The sequence below is a fragment of the Enterobacter sp. PTB genome, assembly GCF_051130085.1.
GTDB classification, from domain to species: domain Bacteria; phylum Pseudomonadota; class Gammaproteobacteria; order Enterobacterales; family Enterobacteriaceae; genus Enterobacter; species Enterobacter ludwigii.
In genome coordinates this window covers 1-25,338 of the sequence record NZ_JBDKEE010000023.1, presented here as the reverse complement: position 1 = coordinate 25,338, position 25,338 = coordinate 1, and the positions used below count along the sequence as shown (strand labels likewise).

The following is a 25,338-nucleotide window of genomic DNA, read 5'->3' as shown; positions in this document are numbered from 1 at the left end:
ACCGCCTTAACGAGAAGGCGGTTTTTTTGTGCCCTGTAAAAACCTAGGCAGGTAAAACGTCGTTGACCGGTTTGCCGCGCGTAACGAATTTACGCAGCGTCACGTAAAACACCGGCGTCAGGAACAGACCAAACAGCGTCACGCCCAGCATCCCGGAGAACACCGTGATCCCGGTGACGCCGCGCACTTCTGCGCCTGCGCCGTGGCCGAGGATCAGCGGAATCGTCCCGGCAATAAAGGCGATGGAGGTCATCACAATCGGGCGTAAACGCAGGCGGCACGCTTCCAGCGCCGCTTCCATAATCCCTTTCCCCTGAAGCTCCAGCTCGCGCGCAAACTCAACGATAAGAATCGCGTTTTTACATGCCAGCCCCATGAGTACCACCAGCCCCACCTGCACGAAGACGTTGTTATCGCCCCCGGTCAGCCAGACGCCAAACAGCGCGGACAGCATCGTCATCGGAACGATCAGGATCACCGCCAGCGGCAGGGTCCAGCTTTCATACAGTGCGGCCAGCACCAGGAAAGCCAGCAGCACCGCGACCGGGAAGACGATCAGCGCCGTGTTGCCCTGAGTGGCCTGCTGGAAGCTCAGGTCCGTCCATTCAATATTCATCCCGTTCGGCAGGATCTGCTTAGACATTCCGTCCAGTTGCGTCATCGCCTGTGCCGAAGAGAGAATGCGCGGATCGGCATCGCCAATCAGATCCGCCGCCGGATAACCGTTATAACGGATCACCGGATCCGGCCCGTAGGTGGTGCTGATATTCACCATACTGCCGATTGGCACCATTTCGCCCTGATTATTACGGGTGCGCAAATTCGCAATGTCTTCCACGCTGTCGCGGAACGGCCCGTCGGCCTGCGCCATCACGCGCCAGGTACGCCCGAACTGGTTAAAATCGTTCACATAAGACGATCCCAGATAGGTTTGCAGCGTACCGAACAGATCGGTCAGCGACACGCCCTGCGCTTTCGCCTTATCTCGATCAACCTGTACATCCAGCTGCGGAACGTTAGCCTGGTAGGTTGAGATCGGGAAATGCATCCCCGGCGTCTGCATAATCGCACCGGACATGGTGTTCACCGCGTTTTGCAGCGCACCATAGCCCAGACCACCGCGATCCTGGATGTACAGCGAATAGCCCGACCCCTGCCCCAGCCCTAAAATCGGCGGTGGCAAAATGGAGAAACCAAAGCCCTGCTGAATTTGAGCGATTTTGGCATTGATCTCAGCGTTAATTTCCGCCGCCGTGTGTTTACGCTGATCGAACGGTTTCAGACCAAAGAAGACCGTCCCGGTATTCGGCGTGTTGGTGAACTGCAGCGCGTTAAGCCCAGGAAAAGCGACCGCATAATCCACGCCTTCGGTATTCATCCCGATTTCGCTCATTTTGCGGATCACCGCATCAGTGCGGGCCAGTGAAGAACCTTCCGGCATTTTCACGCCGCCAATTAAATACAGCTTATCCTGGGTAGGTATAAACCCGCCGGGGACCGCTTTAAACATGACGCCAGCCGCGCACAGCAGCAGCACATAAACAACAAACACCGCGCCACGGCGTCCGAGCGTTTTCCCCACCAGCCCCTGATAACCATTAGAGCTACGGTGGAAAAAGCGGTTAAACGGACGGAACAGCCAGCCGAACAGACGATCGATAAGCCGGGTCGGGAAGTCTTTCGGGGCGCCGTGCGGTTTTAACAGCAGCGCTGCCAGTGCAGGCGAGAGCGTCAGCGAGTTGATGGCGGAAATCACCGTCGAAATCGCGATAGTCACCGCAAACTGTTTGTAGAACTGGCCGGTTACCCCGGAGAGGAACGCCATCGGTACAAACACCGCGCACAGCACCAGCGCAATCGCGATAATCGGCCCCGAAACTTCACGCATCGCCTGATGCGCCGCCTGAAGCGGAGAAAGCCCCTCTTCGATATTTCGCTCGACGTTTTCCACCACCACGATGGCGTCATCCACGACGATACCGATAGCCAGCACCAGCCCGAACAAACTCAGGGTATTCAGTGAGAAGCCAAGCAGGTAGAGAATGCTGAACGTCCCCACAACCGATACCGGCACCGCGATCAGCGGAATAATCGACGCGCGCCAGGTCTGCAGGAACAGGATCACCACCAGTACTACCAGCACCACCGCTTCCAGCAGGGTCTGCACAACCGCGCGAATGGAATCGCGAACGAAAACCGTCGGGTCGTACGGTGCTGCCCATTTCATATCTTCCGGGAAACGCGTGGCCAGTTCGTTCATTTTCGCGCGCACGGCGTTAGACAAATCGATGGCGTTCGCACCCGGGGACTGGAAGATACCAATCCCGACCGCGTCTTTGTTGTTGAGCTGGGAACGCAGCGCATAGCTGCCAGAGCCCATTTCAATACGCGCCACGTCGCGCAGGCGTACCAGCGAGCCGTCTTGCGCCGTTTTCAGAATAATATTGCCAAACTCTTCTTCCGTGTGCAGACGCCCCTGGGCGTTAATGGAGATCAGGAAATCGCTCTCTTTCGGCAGCGGCTCGGCGCCAAGCTGTCCGGCGGAAACCTGAACGTTTTGCTCCTGCATCGCCGTCACGACATCCGAGGCCGTCAACCCGCGGGCTGCCACCTTGTCGGGATCCAGCCAGATGCGCATCGCGTATTCGCCAGAGCCAAAAATCTGAATCTGACCCACGCCCGGCAGACGCGCCAGTTCGTCCTTCACTTTAAGCGTGGCGTAGTTACGCATATACAGTGAATCGTACTTGCCGCCCGGCGAAAACAGATGCACCACCAGCGTCAGCGTCGGTGATTGTTTCTGGGTGGTAATACCCAAACGTCGTACATCTTCCGGCAGACGCGCCTCGGCCTGTGACACGCGGTTTTGCACCTGAACCTGCGCCTGATCCGGGTCGGTACCCGGGCGGAACGTCACGGTGGTTACCAGTACGCCGTCAGAGCCTGCAACGGATTTCATGTACATCATGTTTTCAACGCCGTTGATGGCTTCTTCCAGCGGCGTCGCCACGGTTTCTGCAATCACTTTCGGGTTGGCACCCGGATACTCCGCACGCACCTGCACGCTTGGCGGTACGACGTCAGGATATTCGCTCACCGGCAACAGCGGGATAGCGATTAATCCTGTGATGAAAATCAGAATCGACAGTACTGCGGCGAAAATCGGCCTGTCGATAAAAAAGCGGGAAAAGTCCATATGTCGGATTCTCGGGTAAGGGATCAGTTAAGCGCGGCGCTGGCGGTCATCGGAACGGTTTTCGCGTTAACCGGCATACCCGGCATAAACACTTTTTGTAAACCGTCGACGATGACTTTATCGCCAGGGTTCAGCCCCTGCTGCACGATACGTAAACCGGCGGCCAGACGTCCCGGCGTGATATCGCGGCGCTGCGCTTTACCTTCTTTATCAACGATATAAACGTATTTTCGGTCCTGATCGGTCAGCACCGCTTTATCGTCGACAAGCGTGGCTTTGAATTCAGCACTGCCCGGCAGGCGTACGCGGGCAAACAGTCCTGGCGTGAACTGACGCTGCGCATTATCCAGCAGCGCGCGCATACGGATGGTGCCGGTGCTCGGCGTTAACTGATTATCAAGAAAATCCACCTTGCCCTGATGGGGATAACCCTCCTCCCCCACCAGACCAATCTCAACCGGGAGTGCCAGATGATTACTGGACGCGCCCTGCCCGCTGCGGGCAAGATTTTGATAGTGAAGGTAGGTTGCTTCATCCACGTCAAAGTAGACGTAAACCGTTTTCAGGGAGACCAGCGTGGTGAGGACGCTGGCACTGTCACCCGCAGTGACCAGATTACCGCTGGTGATCAGCGCGCGGCTGGCGCGGCCATCAATAGGCGCGGTCACTTTGGTGAAATCGAGGTTAAGTTGTGCCGCGTCAACTGCTGCCTGCGCGGCGCGAATGTCGGCCTGCGCCTGAGCGGCGGCCGAACGGCGCTGCTCCCACTCTTCACGGGAGACGACGTTGGTATTGACGAGTTTATCGGTACGGTTAGCCTCACTGCGCGCCAGGCTGGCCTGCGTTTTGGCTCTCGTTAAGGTGGCCTGCGCCTGTTCCAGCGCAGCGCGATAGGTTCTGTCATCGATAGTGAACAGCACCTCGCCCTTTTTCACTTCCTGGCCGTCGGTGTAATTCACTTTATCAATGTAGCCGGAGACACGGGGGCGCAGCTGAACGCTTTCCACCGCTTCAATCCGGCCGTTAAAGCTATCCCACTGACTGATGGATTTCACTACCACGTCAGCGGCGCTCACAGCGGGCGCTTGTGGGACGGCATTTTGTGCCACGCCGTCATCGCATCCGACAAGCAGCATGGAGAGGAACATCGCTCCCAGCGCCGTCAGATGAACGTTAACCCAGGATTTTTGCAGGCTCATTATTTTTATTCCGGTAATGGTGGCCGCCGGGCAAGACGCTGCGGGAGACGCGGCGCCACTTCCTTTGTCCGGACTGGCTTGAGACTATTTGTGTCGTTCATCGCCACAAAACTGTAACAGTTGCGAATACACTATCGCGGCGATTGTAGGAAGGCGTCAGATTTAGTGCAAGAATAATTAATACACTTTATGTGCTATTTGGCTCAGGGGCAAAAGGCGCGTTTTCGGCAAGGATTTAAATGCAACAATAAAACTTGCATTTAATGTCAGAGCGAGTCATCTTTAAATGCAACAGACAAAAATGCTTTTTAAAACGCGGCGTGGGGGAAACCATGAACACTGACGCATTTATTCATGATCTACTCGACTGGATCGACAACAACCTTGAAAGCCGCCTGGACATTAACACCGTTTCCAGGCGCGCCGGCTACTCGAAATGGCATCTCCAGCGGATCTTCAAGGAACATACCGGGTATCCGCTGGCCGAGTATATTCGTGCACAAAAGCTGCAAAAATCGGTCGAGCGCTTAACCCACAGCGATGAACCGATCCTGAACGTGGCGATCGCGCTGGGCTTTGACTCCCAGCAGTCCTTTAACCGCAGCTTTAAGCGTCAGTATGGCCAGGCCCCCGGGGCATGGCGTCGCAGTACCGTCTGCCCTGAACGCCAGCAATCAACCTAGTGTCGCGGCTTTCGCCGCGACCCGTACAGGCAGGTGGCAAACCGGCCTGTAATCATATCCCCGTATTCGCCGCTCAGCCGTCCGTTGAACGTGTTAACGCTTCCCAGCGATCGATTTCCTCACCTAAACGTGCAAGCTTTTCCCGCACTAAACTCAAAGCATCACTGCCAAGCAATAAATGCGTCGGCGGGTTCTGGCTCTCAATGATAGCCAGCATGGCGCGCGCCGCTTTTACGGGGTCGCCGAGTTGCTGACCACTTTTTTCCTGACGAGCCTGGCGGACAGGATCGAATAACGCGTCATAGTCCGGGATGCTGCGCGCGCTGCGTACCATCGAGCGTCCTGCCCAGTCGGTGCGAAACGAGCCCGGTGCCACCGCAGTGACATGTATGTTGAACGGAGCAAGCTCTTTGCTCAGCGTATCTGATATGCCTTCGAGCGCAAATTTACTGCCACAGTAATAGCTGATGCCGGGCAGAGTGATGAAACCGCCCATCGAGGTGATATTAAGAATATGGCCGTGACGACGCTGGCGCATGCCCGGCAGCACGGCTTTGATCATCGCGACGGCGCCAAACACATTCACCTCAAACTGGCGGCGCATGTCTGCGAGCGAGGACTCTTCCAGTATGCCTTCGTGACCGTAACCGGCATTGTTCACAAGGACATCAATCGGGCCGACGGTAGACACACTCTGCGTAACCACTTCATCAATGTGCGCATAGTCCGTGACATCCAGCAGGCAGCCGAATGCCCGCTGCGTATCGAGTGTCTCGAATGCCTGCTTTGCTTCGGGGGTGCGCACGGTCCCCACGACCCGATGGCCTGCGGCGAGGGCTTCCTCCGCCAGAGCACGACCAAAGCCGCTGCTAACGCCGGTGATTAAGATTGTTTTTGCAGATGCCATAAATTACTCCCATGAACAGTGAAGGTTGCATGGTATTCTCTGCCCTGCCGTATTTTTAGGCCGTATCTTCTCTTTTTATTGCCTGATTTTATGAGGTGCAGTGATGTCCGGGATGATTACCTTAGTAAAAGCACTGGCGGTGCAGGAGGGGTACAACCTGACGGCGTTACCTGATGTGCGAATTTTGCGTGCCGACCGCCCGCTTGCGCGAACGCCCGTGCTTTACGATCCGGGGATTGTAATTGTCTGCCAGGGCAGCAAACGCGGCTTTTTCGGTCAGCAGACCTATCTGTATGATGAACAGCACTATCTGGCCGTGTCGGTTCCGGTGCCGTTTGTGATGGAAACCGACGCATCGGCAGAACACCCCTTGCTGGCGATATATCTGCATCTGGATTTTCAGCTTGCCGCTGAACTGATGTTGCAGATTGAGCAGCATCACGCCCCACATCCTCCCGCTGCGCCACAAAGCATGATGTCGAGCCCGATGGACGACGCGGTAAAAACGGCCGTGCTGCGCCTGCTTGAAGTACTGAACAATCCGCTTGAGGCGGCGATCCTCGGCCCGGCGCGGGTGCGAGAGCTCTATTTCCGCGTCCTGACGGGCGCCCAGGGCAAGGCCATGCGCGCCGCGCTGGCCTTACAGGGGCAGTTCGGCAAAATTGGCAAAGTACTGCAGCACATCCATACCGCCTACGCTGAGCCGTTAACGCTTAATCAACTGGCGATGGAGGCCGGAATGAGTGTGCCGACGTTTCACACCCATTTCAAAGCGATAACCCGTATGCCGCCGATGCAGTATGTGAAATCGGTGCGCCTGCACCAGGCAAGGATGTTGATGGTGCGTCAGCATATTACCGCCGCCGCTGCGAGCTACGCCGTCGGTTATGAAAGTCCGTCGCAGTTTAATCGTGAATTCAAGCGGCTGTTTGGTTTGCCACCCGCAGAGGAAATAAAACGCATGCAGCGTAATTTCGCCGTTCCGCCTGTGCAGCAGGCGTCGATATTTGTCTCTTCCCATTAAGCCTGATACTACATACCAGGCCTGTATTCAGGCCTGGTATGTACACGGCGTCATGACGCTGCGGATTGCACTAACTCAGGAACTTACCTTTGAGCAGATTAAGTCCCGCAGACATCTGGTCGCCCTGGGCCGGGGCTTCGCCCTGCGGTGAAAGGCCATCGACGATTTTAGGCAGGTATTCAGCAATCAGCGTCGACGCGGTTTGAGAATCCACGCCCAGTTTTGCGCCGAGATCCTGCAGCGCAGGCGATCCAAACACCGATGTGATCTGTTCGCTGTTGACCGACTGATTACTCTGCTGGCTAAGCCACGACTCGACAACGCCGCCCAGGCCGCCATTGCGGAATTTTTCGAGGATCCCCTGAATGCCGCCCTGCTGCTCAATCCAGGTCATGATCGCCTGGAGTTGCTCCGTCTTACCGCCCTGCCCGCCGGCCAGGCTGCCGATTTGATCTAATAATCCCATCACAGACTCCCTACAAACATCGCTAACACGTCCTGATTGACGGCTTACTTAGCCGGGATAATCAGTACCTGACCCGGGTAGATTTTGTCGGGATGCGTCAGCATCGGTTTATTGGCTTCAAAAATACGCTGATACTCATTGGCAGAGCCATACATCGCTTTTGAGATGGCGCTCAGGGTATCGCCGGATTTCACCGTGTAATAGCGGCTTTCCACCCCGCTTTGGGTGACGGTCACGCTATCATTGACCTGACCAATCCCGGTGACGTTACCTACCGCCACCAGAATTTTTTCTTTATCTTCCTGGGAGCCCACGTCGCCGGTCACCGTCGCCGTACCGTCGTCCGCGACATTAATGTTGACCTTTTCGGCACCAGGCAGGTTAAGACTATCAATATGTTTTTTCAGCTTGTCGGCCTGATCTTCCTTGCTACCGCCGGATACGGCATCCCAGATTTTCTCGCCCGCTTCTTTCACAAAACTTAATAATCCCATCTTCCACACCTCCATAACTGTTTCATGGTGAACATTTTCATTGGATCCCGTTGCAGGATGTACGATGCGGTGTCTCCGCTCTGGCTGAAAAATCCAGAAACAGCACAACCTGCCACATGAAGTATATCCAATAAGCGTCAGGGTGCAGGATATTTGCCCTGGTATCGCCGTTATGCCGCAACATTCCCTTTTGCCGACGTCTCACGTCTGGCGTTCCAGCCACGCGTTAAACCGTTCCATCTCTTCCAGCACACGGCTGACCAACGGTTCGATGGATTCCCAGCCTTGTTCGTTGTTGCAGGCGAGTTCCAGCGCCTCACAGGCCTCTTTCAGCGAGGTAAAATTCATCAACCGCGCACCGCCGTTAATCCGGTGCGCCATGCGGCCAACCTTGTCGCGCTCTCGCTGTTCAAGTCGCTGTTTAAGGTGTTCGGCGTCGTCATGATTCACGGCGATCATTTCGAGCTGAAGCTGGCGTGTTTTATCGTCAACGGTGGCGTCCGTCTTTCCGGCACTGGCGAAATACCGCTCCAGCATCTCCTGCAATTTTTGCGGCGTTAGCGGTTTTTCCAGATATTCATCCATCCCGGCATCAATACAGCTTGCGGCCGCTTCTGTGCCGCTCATGGCCGTCAGACCAAAAATGGGGATCGCCTCACGCCCTTCCCGTCGTTCATGCTCACGGATCTGCCGGGTCAATTCGTAACCATCCATCACCGGCATAGTACAGTCAGTAATAATGGCGGCATAACGCGCTGGCTGCACTTTCCACATTGCCAGCGCCTCTTCTCCTTGCGTGGCCAAAGAGACGCGGTGTCCCCATGATTCGAGTCGCTGCTGCAAGGTCTGACGCGCGGGAGGATAATCATCTACCACCAGAATATGCAGGCTGGCTACGCTGTCCGGTGCCGGATGATGCAGGGCTATTTTCGCTGAGGGTGTCGCATTAAAGAGGAAACTCACCACACATCCTTCGTGCGGCTCGCTCTCAATGCGCACCTCCGCCCCGGCAGCGCGCGCCATATGCAGACAGGCGGGCAAACTAAAGCCGGTATCGGCCCACTCCGATTTAAGCGTCACGTTGTTCGCGCGTTCGATGATTTGCGCCTGGGTTCCTTGGGAAATCCCCGGCCCCCCATCGCACACCTCAATCACCAGCCGGACGCTTTCAACCTGTGGGTCGCGGGTTCCCTCATACACCTCGATATCAATGGCATCGCCGTCAGCATGCTTGATGGCATTGCGCAGGAGACTCGACAGAATGCGGATAATTAACAGCGGATCGGTATCGTAGCGTTGCGCTGAAAGCTCGATCAGCACGTTCAGGCTCATACCTTTCGCTTCTGCCTGCTGACGATAGAGGGCGACCGTGCTGTCAATCAGCTGCGGCAGGTTCGTGCTGCGCGTTAAGCCGAGCAGTTGCGGGTTATCGGCGCGGAAAACATCGAACATGTCGCCAATTAACGAAAGCAGATTAAGGGAGGACTCCCAGATGAGGTTCAGATTCTCGTTGCGTTCATGGCGCTCGTCCAGCGCCTGAAGTTCCAGTTCCAGCAGACCCGTAATCACGTTAAGCGGTGTGCGAACCTCATGCCCCATGCTCAGCATAAAGGCATTTTTACTGGCAATCGCCTGCTCAAGATTACTTTTTGTTTCAGAGAGTTGAGCAATCAACAGCTCTTTTTCGGTGATATCCAGCCAGCCGCCAATTAACCCGCCAATCTCGCCCTGCCCGTCATGCCACGGCACGACCCACCCCTGCAAGTATCGTGGCTGCTCACCCACCTGAAACCTGGCGGACCATTTCTGCGGTTGACCATCCTGCAATGCCTGGCGATAGCGGGCTTCGATCGCCGCCAGCTCTGAAGGCTCAACCGTATTGATGGCGGTGATCGGCAGACCTTTCAGATCCTGCCCTGACAGGCCAATAGTATCGCTCCAGGCCTGGTTATAACGCAGTAAATTCCCCTGACGATCGCGGACATAGAGCGCAACAGGAGAGGCGTCTATCAGTGATTGGGTAAATTTCAGCTGCTCAGCCAGCTTCTGCTGCCAGACGTTGCCGCGGCGTAATGCACGGCGCAAATACTGGATCCACAGCCAGCAGCCCACCACGACCAGAAAGAGCAATATGCCCCACAGCAGCGAGTTCACGAACGTGCTTTTATTCCAGGTTTCACTGTTTTCTATCGCCGCCTGACGCCAGTCACCCGCCATTTGCATCAGTGCCCGTGGCTGCATATCGGCCAGCGCTTTGTTCAGGATATTGATCGGCTTGCTGCTGTCCGTTTGCGCCGACAACACCAGATCGACGGGTGTCACAGGAAGGGTCACCGCCAGATGAAAACGGGTTGGATGGTGGAGAGTCACGAGATAACTGGCAATAAACTGCGGTGCAATCACCCCACGGACTTCTCCACGTTTTAAGCGTTCAAGGGCGTCGTCCATATGCGGAACTTTCACCAGCTTAATGGTGGGATACCAGGTGTCCAGCCAGGGCAACAGCGGGTCATTCGCCTGAATGGCAATTTTCTCGCCTTTCAACTGTGAGAAATCACTGGGGCGCTTGATGCCCTGATCCATCACCACCACGGCGGGCGTGGTAAGCAACGGAGGCGTTTTCGCTGCACCGCTTTTGGTCTGCTGCGGCGTATCGATAACCTGTTCAACAAACAGTGCGTCAGGGTGAGCGCGCTTCATTGCCAGAAGTTCAGCATCACTTTCAACGCTGAGGAAGGAAAAGCGAATGCCGTACTGGTCGTTAAACTGGTTAAGCAGATCGACCACCAGCCCCTGAGGTTCACCTTCGCTGACAAACGTGACAGGCCTTTGACGGCGGTCAATAATGACCTGAATTTGCCCGTGCTCGCGTAGCCAGCTTTCCTCGTCGGGATCTAACCCCAGTGGATTGGCGGTGATAACAAAGCTCCGGTTCAGACCCCAGCTGGTCGCAATGCGTAAACGGCTGGCTAACGAGATATGTTTAAATACGGTATCGATGGATTCCGCCAGCAGCGGTAGCTGTCGGTCGATACCAAAACTCATGTTCAGATTAGGTATCGTCGGGCTGAACGTCCAGCTCAGGTCTCTGACCTGATGGTATTGCGTAAGATATTCCGCACTGGCCCGGTTAATCCACAGCGCATCGATTTGCTTAAAGGCCAGCGCGCTGACGGCGGTGTTATACCACGACTGAAAGCGCAGGGTGCTGTCCGGATACTGGCGGCGAAGCGCTTCACTGGCCTGGCTTCCTGAGACGACGCCAATCACTTTATTTCGCAGATCGACAGGCGTTTCACCCTGTGATTTTGGGGTCATCAAAACCGCTTTATCCAGCAGCCAGGGCGGTGAGGCTTGCAGGTCCGGGCTTGGCCACAGTTCCGGATTCCAGATAGCCACCATCTGTATTTCCTGGCGCTTCAGCGCGAGTAACGCTTCACTGCTGTTTTCGTAGTAATGCAGCTTAATTTTTACCTTAAGGCTGTCTTCCAGCATTGCCAGGTAATCAGCGGCAATGCCGCCAAAGACGCCATGGCCCATCCCTTCGCTTAACGGCGGTTGCTCCTGCCCCCAAACCCCAACATGCAGCGTGGAATGGCTGTCCAGCCAGCGTTGCGCCGCCTCACTGAACTGGACATGCGGCGCGTTAACCTGAACGCGACGCTGCAGTTCCAGTGGCTGGGCGTGCAGTTGCCCTACACAACACACGGTAAGAAGCAGGCTCAATAGCCGGGCTGATAAAAAACGCATCGTACGAGTCGTTCCCTGAATAAAACATGCTGGAAAATAAAATTATACCGATGACCCGGCTTACCCTGAGTAAGCTTTGTCTTGTTCTGCGCAGATACCTCAGTGGCAGGCAAGATCCCGACAGTATAAGACCGGACTTATTGTCGCGCCTGTTCCGTCCCGGTAAAAATTTCTCCTCCACTTTACCAGGAAAGTACTTTTTTACGTTTGAACAGGTTAATCCGTGATGAACAACAATATTGATAATCGCGATATCGCGCCAGAGGCCCTCACGGATGGGGACCGCGATACGCCATTTCCGGTGGTGCTGGAAATAACGCTCGACGACGTTTTAATTCAGAATGAAGCGCGTCTTTTTACCGACGATACCAGCCAGCAACTGATGATAAAAGGTGATGCAGGGGATGTAATTAACCTCTCGGACCTACTTCCCGAAGGCGCGGAAATGGGTGAATGGACGAAAGCCCGGGGCTCAGTAACTGTCGATGGCGTGCAATATGCCGTATATCAGCATTCAGGTATGGAAACGGAACTGCTGGTTCAGGTCGGTATGCAGGTCGCCCTCAATAATATGTAAATGCAGGCGTCCTGCGGTCCTGGCGACACGCGGGACGCTGCGTTTCCGGGAGTCCCGCAATCTGTCTCAGCTCCCCTGACGATCGTCGTCGTTCACTATCTCGACCTTAACGTCTCCCTGACGAAACCCCTCGGTAAGAAAAAAAGGCATCGGCAGTTTCCACTGCCCCTGCTGCACGGTTGCCGTATACCGCCAGGCATTACCGTCCATTTTCAGCAGCACAGCCTGCTTTTCCCCGTCTTGTTTATGGCTTGGCCCGGCCATTATCGTAAACCCGGCATTGCTCCCGACGTGGAAGTGTTCTGCCTTCCAGCGAACAGGAGGATGCCCCGCCAGGGTTCAGCATGATGAAAACCAAAAATATCATCATGGCTAAGCAGACTTTGCCGCACGGTGGACCACAGCACCGCCTTCAGGAAATACTGGTCAGTGAAGCGCGCATTGCCCCGGTACTGCACGACAAACTCACGCATCATTCTTGCAACGTTCGGGAAGATGCCGCCACATCCAGCCCACATCCCGGCGAGTAACAACTCGGTATGTGTGAAATAGTCACGCATATGGTGAAAGTACCAGGGCGAACGTAGCCACGCCTCGACACAAACCTGCTCGCGTTCGGAGAGCAACGAGTCGGCATCACGAACTAAAAACCGCTCAACCGTCGGGTCGTCCATCACCAGAAAACGCCATAACGTGGGATAGATGGTTTTTTCGTGGCTCATATCGACCAGTTGAGCACCGCCCGCCTGCAGACGTTGCCAGACGTGCTGCGGCACAGAATTATCCAGATACACACGGCAGCACCAGCCAGGAAACAGCGAGTTTGCGGCTTCAATGTTTTTAATCAGCGTTTCGCAATAGCGCGGCCGATCGCCGAACAGGCTGAAGGCGATAATATTTTTTTCGCGCTGCGTGGCATCAAAAGGACGCGGCGGCGTTGAGGGAAGCGGCCAGCATTTGCCGTGACCAAAGCGTTGATCCGACAGCGTCAGCGACTCAAGGCCATAGGTGCGCATCTCCTGGGTTTTGCCCATGTGCCCACACAGTTCTGCAAAACCATCCAGCCAGGTTTCAGAGGCTTCATGACGCTGCGGCGACTGGTATATTTTACGATACACTTTATACGCCTGATCGTACTTTCCCTGACGCATCAGGCTTAGCGCATAGTCACTTTGCACTGACATATTTTTGGGCAATACGGCCAGGGCTTTTTCACAGCAGCGAGAGGCGCTGGCGTAATCCCCGTCAGCCATAGACTGGCGATAAATCTCCGCCAGGGAATGTAACTGCTGGCTTATTGCGGCGTGGTTAACAGGTCGACGTTGAGGTACCGGGCGCATAAAAATCCGCTCAATTATTTAATCAGAAAAATTAAGCCGATTTTTTCATTGTTACGGGTGGCTCACGATAAGACCCGTCTTGATATTCCCTGAAGAGAGTACAGCCCCGGTCCTGGCAGGTAAAAAGCGATTTCCGCCTCTTATTCAATTTCACTTAAGCTGAGTATTTTACAGCAACTTAATTAATACCATTACCGTTTATAATGAGATGTTATTTCATTAAAAAAAATAACCAAGTCAGGTCTTATAACCCTTTATCGTCTGTTTCATCATACTGCGCACACATAAATGAAGATGACATCGGTATAATTCGACCCCGGTATTGCTGAGGTCAGGCATGAAGGATGTCTTTTCATCGGCTATACAGTAAGTTATGGGCTAGCCCGTACAGGTTGTTTATGATGTTTCATTCACAGCACACCCGATGTCCGGGGAAAATATTCCCAGGCTCACTTCGTCTTCAGGAGTCAGTTAAAGAGATATGCGTCACTATTTTCGCCTTTTTGTGCTGCTGGTTTCACTCTCGCTTTCAATGCCTTCAGCGATAGGCGATGAATATAAGATCCTGATGAGAACACCGGTCCAGGGATTACAGCGTTTATCTCTTACCGCCGATCAAGCCGCGTTTATTAAACAACAACGACAACTGAACGTGGGCGTGACCCATTATGATGCCCCACCGTTTGGCATGCGTAACATTCGCAATGAGTATGAAGGTTTGAGCGCGGATTATACGGGACTGGTCGCCTGGCAACTTAACCTCCCGGTTAAGATAAAAGTGTTTAGCTCCTCTGAAGAGGCGTGGCAGGCGCTGGCACGTGGCGATATTGACCTGATCCCGTCCGTGGCCGCCTTCCCGGATAACGATGCCTTTGCCTTTTCTTTACCTTATGCCAGCGATAAACCGGTGCTGGGGCTCAACGATAGCGATACCGCCCCTCTGGCAGAGGATCTACGTGATACCGACGTCGCAATGCCGAGGGACTATTTGCCCCTGTCACAGGCTCAGGCCGCCTACCCTAACGCCCGTTTTCGCCTGTTCGACAGTTATCAGGAAGCGTTGAGCGCGGTGGCGTTTGGTCAGTCGCGGGTTTACCTGGGCAACAGTTACTCGCTCAGCCGCAACTACCTGAACAATATTCATGTTGAGCGATTCTCACGCCTGACCAGCCGTGAAGTGGGGTTTGCCGTCAGTCAAAAAAAACCACAACTGCTCACACTGATTAATGCCGCAATCAAGGCCGTGCCAGAAGATGAAAAGCAGGAGCTTTATCGTCTCTGGCAGCCCGATCGCATTGATCTCGCACAGGGGTCGAAATCCCTTCTTTTTACCGAGCAAGAGAAAGCGTGGATCAAGAAACATCCCATCGTTAACGTTCTGATCTACAGCCAGGACAATGCAGCCCCGGTCTCATTTATTGATAATAAAGGTGTGCTGCGCGGTATTGCCGCCGATCTGTTTTCCGTTGTATCGCTCAGAACCGGTTTACAGTTTCGTTTTGAAACGGGCAGCACCACCGAGGAACTGATTCAACAGGTGAACGAGTCAAGCGCGGATATGCTCGCCTCAATCACCCCCAGTGAAGCGCGTAAAAATAAGATTCTTTTCACCCGCCCCTATCTGCGGAGCGCCTTTTCCCTGGCAACAGCGACAAATCGTAACGACATTCATATGCTGGCAGACCTGCGTGGAAAACGGCTGGCGATGGTAAAAAACATTGGTGTGGAAAGTATGGTGCGCCAGCGTTACCCGGAAATTGAAATTGTTCACGTGGGCAATGAATCACAGCTGCTTTCCACCGTACTTGAGGGGAAAGCGGATGCCGCGGTGGGTATTCTGATCATGAGTGACTATCAAATCTTCACCAACTTTCAGGACAAACTTAAAGTGGTGTCGATTGTGGGTGACGCCCCCGTCTGGATCTCTTTCGGGGTCGGGCTGTCCAATCCGGAACTTCAGGGGATTTTAGATAAAATATTGCTGAGCATTCCCCCTGTTGAGCTGGAAAATCTGGCCAACCGCTGGCGCCCCAACGAACTGGTGGTTGTCGACAGCTTCTGGTATCGCTATCGGGAAGTGTTGATTGCCACCGCCGTCTTTAGCGCCGTCTTAATTATTCTGGCCCTGGGTTGGGCACTCTACCTGCGTCGACAGATCGCGCGTAAAGCGGCACTTCGTCGTCAGATGAACACCCAGCTTGTGCAATTACGCGAGGTCATCACCGAGCGTGAAGCGCTGCTGGTTGAACTTAAGGAAGCCAAAGACAGGGCCGAGGATTCTAACCGCGCAAAATCCGTCTTCCTGTCGACCATGAGTCATGAAATCCGCACGCCGATGAATGCCATTATTGGCATGCTGGATATCGTGCTGAAAAAAGGACGCCGTGGTGAGCAAGATATTCAGGCGCTCGAGGTGGCGTATGAATCGGCAGAAGGACTGGTGGGATTAATTGGCGATATTCTGGATATTTCCCGTATTGAGGGGGGGCATCTCGATTTCAATCCTGAAGCCACGAACCTCGGTACGCTGATTAACAATATGATGCGGGTTTTCCAGGGCGTGGCCATTGAGAAAAATATCGAACTCACCCGCGCGTTCCCGACGGAACCGATAATCGATGTCTGTGCCGACCCCTTACGCATCAAGCAGGTTCTGTCGAACCTGTTAAGTAATGCCATTAAGTTTACCGACGTCGGCGGCGTATCACTGACGCTGCAGCAGGCTGAAGACCCGGTAAATGACAGCGTTCACTACATCATTGACGTCAAGGACAGCGGCGTGGGGATCGATGCCAGCCAGCAGGCAGCCTTGTTCAGGCCCTTTAGTCAGGCAGACAACCGCCGCGCAGGAACGGGGCTGGGCCTCTATATCAGCCGGACCATCTGCGAAAGCATGGGCGGCACGCTTATGCTGACCAGTGAGAAAAACGTGGGCACCACGGTGAGAGCAACCTTTACACTGCCGAAAGTAAAAACGGCGGCGGCCGTGGATGTCCAGCAGCACGAAGACGAAGACAAAATTCCGGCCCTGAAGATCCTGGTCGTGGACGATAACCCTGCCAACCGGATCCTGCTGGCTAAACAGTTGGCCTGGTTAGGACAGCATGCGTATCTTGCGTCAGAGGGAAATGAGGCACTGGCTATCTGGGAAAAAACAGATTTCGACGTGATCATTACCGACTGCAACATGCCCGGCATGAATGGTTATCAGCTTACTGACATAATCCGCACGCGTGAGCAGGAGCAGCACAGGGCCGCGGCCTGGATTATCGGCTTTACCGCCAATGCCATGCATGAGATCACGGCGCGTTGTTTACAGGCTGGTATGAATGATTGCCTGTTCAAGCCCTGCTCAATCAATCATCTCGCGGCTGCACTGCGAAATATTCATCCCATTGAGCACAAAGCATCGGACGATACCGTCTGACTGAAATAAAAAAGGAGCCTGTAAAAGGCTCCTGATAATGTCTCAAATGAATCTGTTGTAATGGGATTAAAGCAGTTGGTCGTGCCAAAGAAACAGTTCAGAGTCCGTTTTCACGCCCAGCTTTTTCATGGCCGATTTCTTCTGACCGCTGACCGTCTTACGACTACGATTGAATTTCTCTGAAATCTGCAGGACAGACATTCCACCGGTGAAGAGTCGCAGCACCTCAAGCTCCTTGGGAGACAGCTGATCCAGGCGGCCAATGCCCTCAATCACCTGCGGCGCGTTGTCACCCTCTGAACCCGATTTCGTGTCTGCACAAGGCTCGGAAATCAGGTAGAACTCTTTCTCCATGCTTTCTGAGAGGGAGATACGCCCCGCCGCGACCTGGCGCGCCGCATTCACCACTTCCGATAAATCACGGCTTTTACCGACATGCCCACGCACGCCAATTTTTAACGCCATGCGCACAATCGCCGTGTTTTCCAGCGTGGAGGAAAGAAGAATTTTCAGCCACGGGAAGGTGCTCATGAGCTGTTTGATCATCGGTAAACCGTCGATCTCTTCATCACCAAGCAAATAGTCAAGAACCAACACATCAACACGGTTGTTGCGTAAAAAATTCATGAGTTCGATACGAGTGGCAAAGCTGCCTTTTAGTTCGAAATCAGGCTCCTGGCTCAATATAATTTCCATCCCCTTACGGACAATCGGGTGATCGTCGAGTAAAGCGACGTATATTTTTTTACCTGAAAACGGGTTCATACATATTCTCTTTTATGCCTGCAGTGTGAGCCATCTTTAAAAAAGACTTAATTATTATTCCGTAACCATAACAATAAAGTACCGGAACTGGCATAGCTACGAAAAATAGCGGAATAGCCATCAAAACGGTTAGTCACTTCCGCGACCTGGTTGCCGTAAAAATCACTTTCTGCACTCAACACATCTAACAGAGTACGTCGACCGAGGTGATACCACTGATCGAAGAAATCATGACGAATACGATCGGATTCAATCGATAAGTTATGATACAACTCCGCGCGCTCCAGCATGCTATGGGCATCCTGATCGGCAGCACGTACCCGGTTATCCAGATCGCGGGATTGCTGTTCAATGGCCTCTCTGCTGGCATCTGCACGGCGTGCGGCAGAAAGCTCAGCGGCCCGCTGTGAACCGCCCCGGAAAATCGGCCAGCTTAAGTTTACATTGGTTTCCCACGCCTGTTCACGTCCCAGTTCATCGCGCCCGGTACTTTTGCCAACGTTCCACGTCACCGTTGGGTAGGCGGCAGAGCGCGCCGCTTCCGCATCCGCCAGTGCTGATGCGGTCTCTGCCTGCGCCTGTCGAATGGTGGGATGGCTTTCAATGGCGGATAACTGCTTGTTCAGCTCCCCTGGCTTCAGGTTCCACACCGCTGCTGTTGGCAGAGGAACGGGCGTATCCCCCAGCAGGCGGTTGAGGATGATTTCCGTATCACGCGCGCGCGATATGGCCGTATCTAAAGAAGATTGCGCCTGTAAAAAACGCCCTCTGGCCTGCGTCAGTTCACTGCGACGCCCCTGGTCAACCTTCACAATGCCGTCCAGCATTTCGACCAGTTCATTCATACGCGCCACGTACTTTTGGCTGAGAACAATGATCTGGCGCTGCTTACTCAACTCAATGAGTGCACTACTGACCTGCCAGGCAATGTTTTCCGCCTGTGCGCCCGTATTCTCTTTCGCGGCCAGATGCAGCGCTTCACGGCTTTTAATGGTGTTGCTGGTACGACCAAAATCGAGCAATGTGGTTGCGACATTCACGGTCACCGCCGGACGACTGTCGCTGTAGCCCCGTTCTCCGCCACCGAACTGGACGCTTTTTGAACGCGTCCCGACATCCACCTGCGGCCAGCGTTGCCCTTTCGCTTCATCAACGTTGGCCTGTGCCGCCTCGGTATTGAACTGTGCGCCACGAACCTCAGGGCTCATACCCAGTGCAGTATTAACCGCATTATTAAAGAGCAGACGGATTTCATTCTCGCCAGGCGCACGGGCGGTCTGTCGATCAACGTTTGTCGCGTTGCTTTTCGCAAACGCGGTGTGGGTTGTGCTAGTAGCATGGTTATCCACCGCGCTTTTCTGCGCCACCCGTGGCGCGAGAGGTGCAGGCGGGGTGGAGGCCATCACCATGCCGGATTTTGCCTGCGGAGCGACAGGTTGAAAGGCTAATAAGCCCTCGCTACTGGCGACACTTTTCCCTGAAATCAGGCAAGAGAGGACCGTCAGCGTCGCCGCCAGGCGACGCTGTACTGGAGAATACTTTTTCATCGTAAATTAACGCTCCCGGAAGGCTTCTTTCGCTTTGAAAATAGGTTTCAGCAGGTAATCGAGAATGGTTTTTTCGCCCGTACGAATTTCCACGGTCGCAATCATGCCGGGAATAATCGGCAGGGCTTTATCCCCTGCTTTGAGGGTGCTGCTGTCGGTTAAGACCATCACCCGGTAATACGTATCATCAGGACGGCCCGCCGCAGCTTTAGCGTCATCTTTTAACGTATCCGGACTGACGAGAGACACTTGCCCCTTCAGGCCGCCATAGATTGCAAAATCGTAAGCGGTGATTTTCACCATGGCAGGCAAACCGGCATGCAGGAAGGCCACGTCAGACGGTTTGATCTTCCCTTCCACCAGCAGCTGATCTTCCAGCGGCACGATCTCCATGATGTGTTCACCAGGCTGAATAACCCCGCCAATAGTGGTAACCCGCACATTTTTGACCGTGCCTTTTACCAGTGCGGTAATGGTTGTGCGGTTCACAATATCTTCGCGACCGGTCAGACTCTCTTCAGCCTGCACCAGATCCAGCTCCTGACGGATCAGGTCGGCGTTGGCATCCGCCTGATAGCGGTTGCGGCGCTCAACAATCTGCGATTGCAGGTCGTTTGCCTGACGGCGCATGCGCAGCAGCTCTACTTCGGAAAGCAGGCCGCGCGCCGCCAGCGGCTCAGACATGGCAATTTCGTTTTGCGCCAGACGATAGCTCTTCTCAAGCGAAGCCACACCCTCTTCCAGCGCTTGCTTACGGCTGTTGTAAGCGCGGGTTTCCAGCTCGACCTCAGAAGGATACTTTTTCACGCGGTCGCTAAAGGTCAGCGGCAGACCATACGCTTCCGCACGCAGGCGGTTAACGGTCGCTTCCAGTGCCACTACCTTGCGCAGCGTCTCCTGATAACTCGATTGCGCACGCGTCGGGTCGATTTTCAGCAGCACCTGCCCCGGTTCAACGATATCGCCCTCTCGGACGTTCAACTCTTCGAGTATCCCGCCCTCGAGGCTCTGGATAATCTGTTCGCGACTTTTTGAGACGATCTTCGCATCACCCTTGGTGATCTCTTCCACTTTGGCGAAATGCGCCCAGGTTAAGAAGCCGATGAACACCGCCAGGATGAGCCATAACACCAGTCGCGATTTTGGCGTGGTCTGGGAGAACAGCGCCTCCTGGATATCGCTCATCCAGGCGGCATCACGCGCTGAGAGCGGTTTATTTTTCTTCTGTTTTAGAAATTTCATGCGCTGGCCTCCGCCTGCTCTTTTACTGGCACAGCTTGCGCTGGCGTACTGTCGTTAGCGGGCGTCTGCTCAGGTTGCGCTGCCGGCGTGCCGTTGAGCGCAGCCAGAATCTGCTGTTTTGGACCATCCGCGACGATTTTTCCGTCCTCAATAATCACCATTCTGTCCACCAGCGCCAGCAGCGACGGGCGATGGGTGACAACAACCAGCGTGTGTCCGGCAGTCGCGATTTTCAGGTGTTGCAGGAACAGGGCTTCGGTCTGCGCATCCATCGCGCTGGTCGGTTCATCCAGCAGCAGCAGGTTAGGACGCGCCAACAGCGTTCGCGCCAGGGAAACCAGCTGACGCTGGCCGCCGGACAAACTGTTGCCCTGCTCGCCAACGGGCATATGAATGCCACGCGGGTGGCGCGCGGCAATGTGGTCCAGCCCGGTTAAACGCAGTACCTTAAGAAACTCATCAGACGACGCATTCTGACGGCCAATCATGATGTTTTCGCGCAATGTGCCGTAAAACAGACGCGCATCCTGCCCCACAAACCCTACGTTGTTTCGCCAGTCAGACGGCTCAATTTGATTCACGTCCAGACCGCTACTGAAAATCTGCCCTTTCACCGGCGTGTAAAGGCGGGCAATGATGCGCAGCAGCGTGGATTTACCGCTGCCGATTTTCCCGACGATCGCTACACGTTCGCCCGGTTTTATCGTCAGATTCACGCCTTTGAGGATATCCGGGTTCGGCTGCATGGGCGGTGCCGGATAAGAGAAGGTAATGCCTTTAAGCTCGATATCACCGTTCAACTCAGGCTGTTTGATGTAGTCAATCTCACTGCTGCGATCGGTTGGGTTCTCCATCAGCTTGTTCAGCGAAGTCAGCGCAGCTTTGGCCTGCTGATAACGCACGGCTAAACCGACGACCTGGCTTAACGGCGCGGTCACACGACCGGCCAGCATGACCGTACCGATTAACGCGCCCTGCGTCAGGGTGCCGGCATCAATCAGGTACACGCCGGTGACAATCAGCATGACCGTCTGCAGCTGTTGAAGGAAACTCACCGAATTCATCGCCAGCGTAGAGTAGTGCTTAGACGCCGCCGAGCTGGAAGATTGCATGGCGCTGAACTTTTGCCAGCGGCTCTGCATCCAGGACTCGCCCCCCACGGATTTCAGCGTTTCCATCCCTTCGATGGATTCAATCAGGACGCCCTGCTTCAGCGATGCTTCCTGCAGGCTGGCTTTCATCACTTTGGCCAGCGGCCACTGAATGACCATACTGACCAGCAGGATCATTGGCAGCATCAGCAACGGGACAATCGCCAGCGGGCCGCCGATGGCGAAGATAATGCCAATAAACAGCAGAACGAACGGCAGGTCGGCAATGGTTGCAAGCGTCGCGGATGAGACGAAATCACGCACGGATTCGAATTCGCGCAGCTGGTTGGCAAAAGAGCCTGAGGAGGCGGGCTTATGCTCCATTTTTACCGCCAGCGCCTGACGAAACAGCACGCTGCCGACAATCAGATCCGCTTTTTTTCCTGCGGTATCCAGCAGGTGAGCACGCACGCTACGGGTTACGGCTTCAAAAATCATTGCCACCAGCACGCCAATCGCCAGCGACCAGAGCGTGGTAAACGCCTGGTTAGGGATCACGCGGTCATAAACGTTCATGGTAAAGAACACGGTGGCCAGCGCGAGCACGTTCACCAGCACCGACGCCAGCGCGGCGCTACGATAGTAACGACGGTAGCGCCACAGCGTACTGAACAGCCAGTGGCCTTTCGGCTGCGGCGGCGCGATATCGCTAACCCGACTGTCAATACGCGCAGTCGGTTTAGCCGCGATCGCGTAGCCAACATACAGCTCGTTAAGCGCTTCATGATTCAGTTCAACCGGCTCGTCAGAGACATCCGGCATGACCAGGGAATAGAACAGATCCCATTTGTCTTCGGCATTTTTACGACGCTCGCGTCCCAGCAGCACCATCCCGCCAGCGCCCTTACGCAGCAAAATCATCGGGAAGATCTGCTCCGGCAGTTCTGCGCTATTACGCTTGATGAGCCCTCCGGTCACACCGGCATTTTTGAGCGCATCAAGCGCTAAAGAGGGAGTGAGGAGTTGTTCGACAGGCAGACCCGCCAGCAAAACATCATCGCTTTTACCGAGACCATAATGCTCACACACCCAGGCAATACTTCTGAGCAGAGAATCATCACTTTGTCGGTTATCGCGAGCGGCGGCAAGCAGCTGTTCCTCCTGAAAATTTGCAGTTGAGGATTCCATATTTCGCGTTTTTCCTGATTGATTATTTATATTTAAATCAATGAATTAAATTGATTTATTGGTTTAAATTAAGAATATTCTGTCACGCGGAACAGTCTTAAATTAATGAGACCTGTCTCAATGGAACGGGTTATTTTTTGTCACGAAACAGGTTTGATGAGGGATACACGAGGGAAAAGAGAATGCCCTCCCATTGCGGGAAGGCAGGACGCAAGATTATTTTTGCTCAGGTGCAGTCACGTTCTGATCGCCGCTTACACGCACAACAACGCGGCGGTTTGGCGCATAGCAGGAAACCAACTCACGCTTGCCGGACGCGGCACAGTCATTAACAACCGGCTCGTTACTGCCGACGCTGGACGCCACCATCAAACGCGCCGGAAGGCCATTTTCTGCCAGCATCGTACGTACCGTCTGCGCACGCTTCAGCCCCAGCGCGTAGTTGCTACGATCGCTGCCGATAGCATCCGTATGGCCAATCACCTGAATTTGTTTCAGCTCGACGTTTTCACGTTTTATTGTCGCCACCAGGTCTTTCACCGCCTGGCGGCCCTGAGCGGAAACGCCCTTTTCACCGGACTGTCCAAAGCGGAACATAATATCGCCAGACAGGGTGTAATCTTTGTACTGAGGTGCGGCCAGAGTCTTACAGGCTTCCACGCTGGATGCGCGAGAAAGCACATGGGTCTGCTCACGTAGCCCCGATAAATCCTTCTCCGCCTGCTCGCGCGTACGGGCTTCCGGCACGGCATTCATCGTGTGGTTGACGCGCACGAAATAGGTTTGCCCGCCGTTCATTTCGACGTTGTAACCCTGTTCTTTACCACGATACTGCGGTGCATCGTTCTGGTATGCGCCGAGATTATGCTTACCCGGCGCCAGACAGAACACGGTATAACCGCCAGGCAGCAGCGCATCGTGGAATTCATTATCCACATAAATATGTGCCGCCCCGCCGGTGGTGTTACTGGCGTCACGGTAGTAAACAATTTGCGCCTGAGTCTGAGCGACGGGTGCAACAGGCTGATACACCTTGCCAAAATTCTCCGCAGCGGTGGCGGTGTGAATGAAAAATGCGGAGGAGGTAAACAGCGCCGCAAATAAAGAGGTCTTGAAAAAAGTCATAAATCCTCCAGAGGCCTCCCCGAAAGGAGGCCTGGAAAAGTTTAAGTTAGTGATTATTCACGTTGACGGTTACGCCAGCTTGTACCAGCAGCTCGACATCCTGGCTTTCCATGTGGAACACCTGATACTCAACACCCGATACCTTCACATTACCGGCGTTGGTCCAGTTGCCCGGATCGCAGTTGTCAGGCAGAAGATCGCTCAGGTTTACCACGTCGCCTTTATTACCCTGCACCATCAGCTGTTTATTACCATCTGTGATAAACAGGTCTTTTTCAGCGTGGGTCAGCACGTCGTGCAGACTGATATTCAGCTTGTCCTGCTTGCTGTTGGTAATATCAATCGTCTTGTGCTGGAGATTATCCAGGTTAATCTCACGATCGTTCAGGGTGCTAACAACACTGGCGTTATCGTCATGCTGCTCTTCGGCGTTCATCATCATGCTTCTGGATGCTGAGCGCGGTGTGTTCACTGTCCAGCGGACATCATCAATCCAGTACTGATCGGTATTGATGGTGTTACCGCCACCCGACAAACCACTGCTTGCACCACGCCCCATACTGAAGACGATATTACCAATCTCACGTCCCGACGGGGCATTAACAGAGAAGGTTGACTCACCAACTGGCAGATATCCTGAAGAGATCACTTTCCCTGCCGTGTCGTAAACGGTGTATGTTGACTTCACAACGCTAGACTGGACGGAATCGTTCGCACCAGAAAGTTTCATGCTGACAGCATTTACCCCGTCAAAATGCATGGTGATGTCGCCGGTCATTGCTAATACACGACTGCTGGATGAAACGCCCCACTGATAAATCGCCGCACCATAACCAGGGTAATATTTATCGTTTAACGTAAATTTCAGACCACTTGGCAGTGTGACCAGACCCTTTCCAAAGTTCTGGAACGGTACAGTGTTAAAATCTTCGAACCCGCTCGATTTCGGAGAAACCACTGTCAGGCTGCGTGAAACACCCGCACTCTGGTTCCCTGCTTTATCGATAGAGAACACGCTAAACGTGTGGTTCCCCAACGGCAGTGCAGACGGCGTTAAGCTCCAGCTGCCGTTAGCGGCGGCGGTGACACTGTACGTAGAACCGTTCACCGCGATGTACACTGTGCTACCTGCTTCAGCGGTACCGTTCAGCGTCGGCGTGTTGTCATCCGTTGAACCCGCGTTGGCCACGTTGCCCGTTACCGGACCGACGTTATCCGTGACGCTGGTGATCACCGGCGCGGCGTTGACGGTATCTACAGTAATCCCAAATTTCGACGAGGTAGCCGAACGGTTTCCGGCCCTGTCGATTGAATAAG

16 protein-coding genes and 1 pseudogene are annotated in these 25,338 nt (G+C 54.3%); 4 read left to right on the top strand and 13 right to left on the bottom strand.

Features of this window, described 5'->3' with window-relative positions; all coding sequences use genetic code 11:
• Positions 1–43: 43 nt before the first annotated feature.
• Complete coding sequence (gene oqxB / locus AAIR21_RS21850) at positions 44–3,196, bottom strand: multidrug efflux RND transporter permease subunit OqxB (protein ID WP_020885098.1); 3,153 nt, start codon at positions 3,194–3,196, stop codon at positions 44–46.
• A 23-nt stretch (positions 3,197–3,219) separates the two neighbouring features.
• On the bottom strand, positions 3,220–4,395 hold the full coding sequence (locus tag AAIR21_RS21845) for an efflux RND transporter periplasmic adaptor subunit (protein WP_434682330.1): 1,176 nt from the start codon (positions 4,393–4,395) through the stop codon (positions 3,220–3,222).
• Positions 4,396–4,727: 332 nt separating this feature from the next.
• On the opposite strand from AAIR21_RS21845, the gene AAIR21_RS21840 reads away from it, so the two are divergent.
• On the top strand, positions 4,728–5,078 hold the full coding sequence (locus tag AAIR21_RS21840; protein WP_032670748.1) for a helix-turn-helix domain-containing protein: 351 nt from the start codon (positions 4,728–4,730) through the stop codon (positions 5,076–5,078).
• A 73-nt stretch (positions 5,079–5,151) separates the two neighbouring features.
• On the opposite strand, the gene AAIR21_RS21835 is transcribed toward AAIR21_RS21840, so the two are convergent.
• Positions 5,152–5,985: an oxidoreductase gene (locus AAIR21_RS21835; RefSeq protein WP_078774915.1), complete on the bottom strand. Its 834-nt coding sequence runs from the start codon at positions 5,983–5,985 to the stop codon at positions 5,152–5,154.
• A gap of 103 nt (positions 5,986–6,088) precedes the next feature.
• On the opposite strand from AAIR21_RS21835, the gene AAIR21_RS21830 reads away from it, so the two are divergent.
• The gene (locus AAIR21_RS21830) at positions 6,089–7,009 is read left to right on the top strand and encodes an AraC family transcriptional regulator (RefSeq protein ID WP_040016856.1); all 921 of its coding nucleotides are present in this window, start codon (positions 6,089–6,091) and stop codon (positions 7,007–7,009) included.
• 70 nt (positions 7,010–7,079) lie between these two features.
• Here the strand turns inward: AAIR21_RS21830 and AAIR21_RS21825 are convergent, their stop codons facing one another.
• The 3 genes from AAIR21_RS21825 to AAIR21_RS21815 all read right to left on the bottom strand — a co-directional run bounded on the left by AAIR21_RS21825 (position 7,080) and on the right by AAIR21_RS21815 (position 11,719).
• Positions 7,080–7,475 carry a YidB family protein gene (locus tag AAIR21_RS21825; protein WP_183516570.1) on the bottom strand — a complete coding sequence of 132 codons (396 nt, stop codon included), beginning with the start codon at positions 7,473–7,475 and terminating at the stop codon, positions 7,080–7,082.
• 44 nt (positions 7,476–7,519) lie between these two features.
• Positions 7,520–7,969 (bottom strand): peptidoglycan-binding protein LysM, encoded by a 450-nt coding sequence (gene lysM, locus AAIR21_RS21820; RefSeq protein WP_020885103.1) that lies wholly within the window; start codon positions 7,967–7,969, stop codon positions 7,520–7,522.
• Between the two features lie 201 nt (positions 7,970–8,170).
• Positions 8,171–11,719 carry a response regulator gene (locus AAIR21_RS21815; RefSeq protein ID WP_183516571.1) on the bottom strand — a complete coding sequence of 1,183 codons (3,549 nt, stop codon included), beginning with the start codon at positions 11,717–11,719 and terminating at the stop codon, positions 8,171–8,173.
• 226 nt (positions 11,720–11,945) lie between these two features.
• Between AAIR21_RS21815 and AAIR21_RS21810 the strand changes: the two genes are divergently transcribed.
• Complete coding sequence (locus AAIR21_RS21810; protein WP_086532839.1) at positions 11,946–12,296, top strand: Biofilm associated protein A; 351 nt, start codon at positions 11,946–11,948, stop codon at positions 12,294–12,296.
• A 66-nt stretch (positions 12,297–12,362) separates the two neighbouring features.
• On the opposite strand, the pseudogene AAIR21_RS21805 reads toward AAIR21_RS21810, so the two are convergent.
• Positions 12,363–13,636: pseudogene (locus AAIR21_RS21805) on the bottom strand (tetratricopeptide repeat protein).
• 481 nt (positions 13,637–14,117) lie between these two features.
• On the opposite strand from AAIR21_RS21805, the gene AAIR21_RS21800 reads away from it, so the two are divergent.
• Positions 14,118–17,063 (top strand): transporter substrate-binding domain-containing protein, encoded by a 2,946-nt coding sequence (locus AAIR21_RS21800; protein WP_183516573.1) that lies wholly within the window; start codon positions 14,118–14,120, stop codon positions 17,061–17,063.
• A gap of 66 nt (positions 17,064–17,129) precedes the next feature.
• Here the strand turns inward: AAIR21_RS21800 and AAIR21_RS21795 are convergent, their stop codons facing one another.
• From AAIR21_RS21795 to AAIR21_RS21770, 6 genes are all read right to left on the bottom strand, one after another.
• The gene (locus tag AAIR21_RS21795; RefSeq protein WP_183516574.1) at positions 17,130–17,828 is read right to left on the bottom strand and encodes a response regulator transcription factor; all 699 of its coding nucleotides are present in this window, start codon (positions 17,826–17,828) and stop codon (positions 17,130–17,132) included.
• A gap of 47 nt (positions 17,829–17,875) precedes the next feature.
• On the bottom strand, positions 17,876–19,375 hold the full coding sequence (locus tag AAIR21_RS21790; protein ID WP_183516575.1) for a TolC family protein: 1,500 nt from the start codon (positions 19,373–19,375) through the stop codon (positions 17,876–17,878).
• A gap of 6 nt (positions 19,376–19,381) precedes the next feature.
• Positions 19,382–20,617, bottom strand: a complete 1,236-nt coding sequence (locus tag AAIR21_RS21785) for an HlyD family type I secretion periplasmic adaptor subunit (RefSeq protein ID WP_020885110.1) — start codon at positions 20,615–20,617, stop codon at positions 19,382–19,384.
• A complete protein-coding gene (locus AAIR21_RS21780; protein ID WP_196087665.1) occupies positions 20,614–22,896 on the bottom strand; it encodes a type I secretion system permease/ATPase in 2,283 nt (760 codons plus the stop codon). The genes AAIR21_RS21785 and AAIR21_RS21780 overlap by 4 nt, the downstream gene beginning before the upstream one ends.
• A gap of 216 nt (positions 22,897–23,112) precedes the next feature.
• Positions 23,113–24,021 carry an OmpA family protein gene (locus AAIR21_RS21775; protein WP_160890636.1) on the bottom strand — a complete coding sequence of 303 codons (909 nt, stop codon included), beginning with the start codon at positions 24,019–24,021 and terminating at the stop codon, positions 23,113–23,115.
• Between the two features lie 46 nt (positions 24,022–24,067).
• Positions 24,068–25,338 (bottom strand): Ig-like domain-containing protein (locus AAIR21_RS21770; RefSeq protein WP_434682326.1); only part of this gene is annotated, 1,271 nt, incomplete at its 5' end.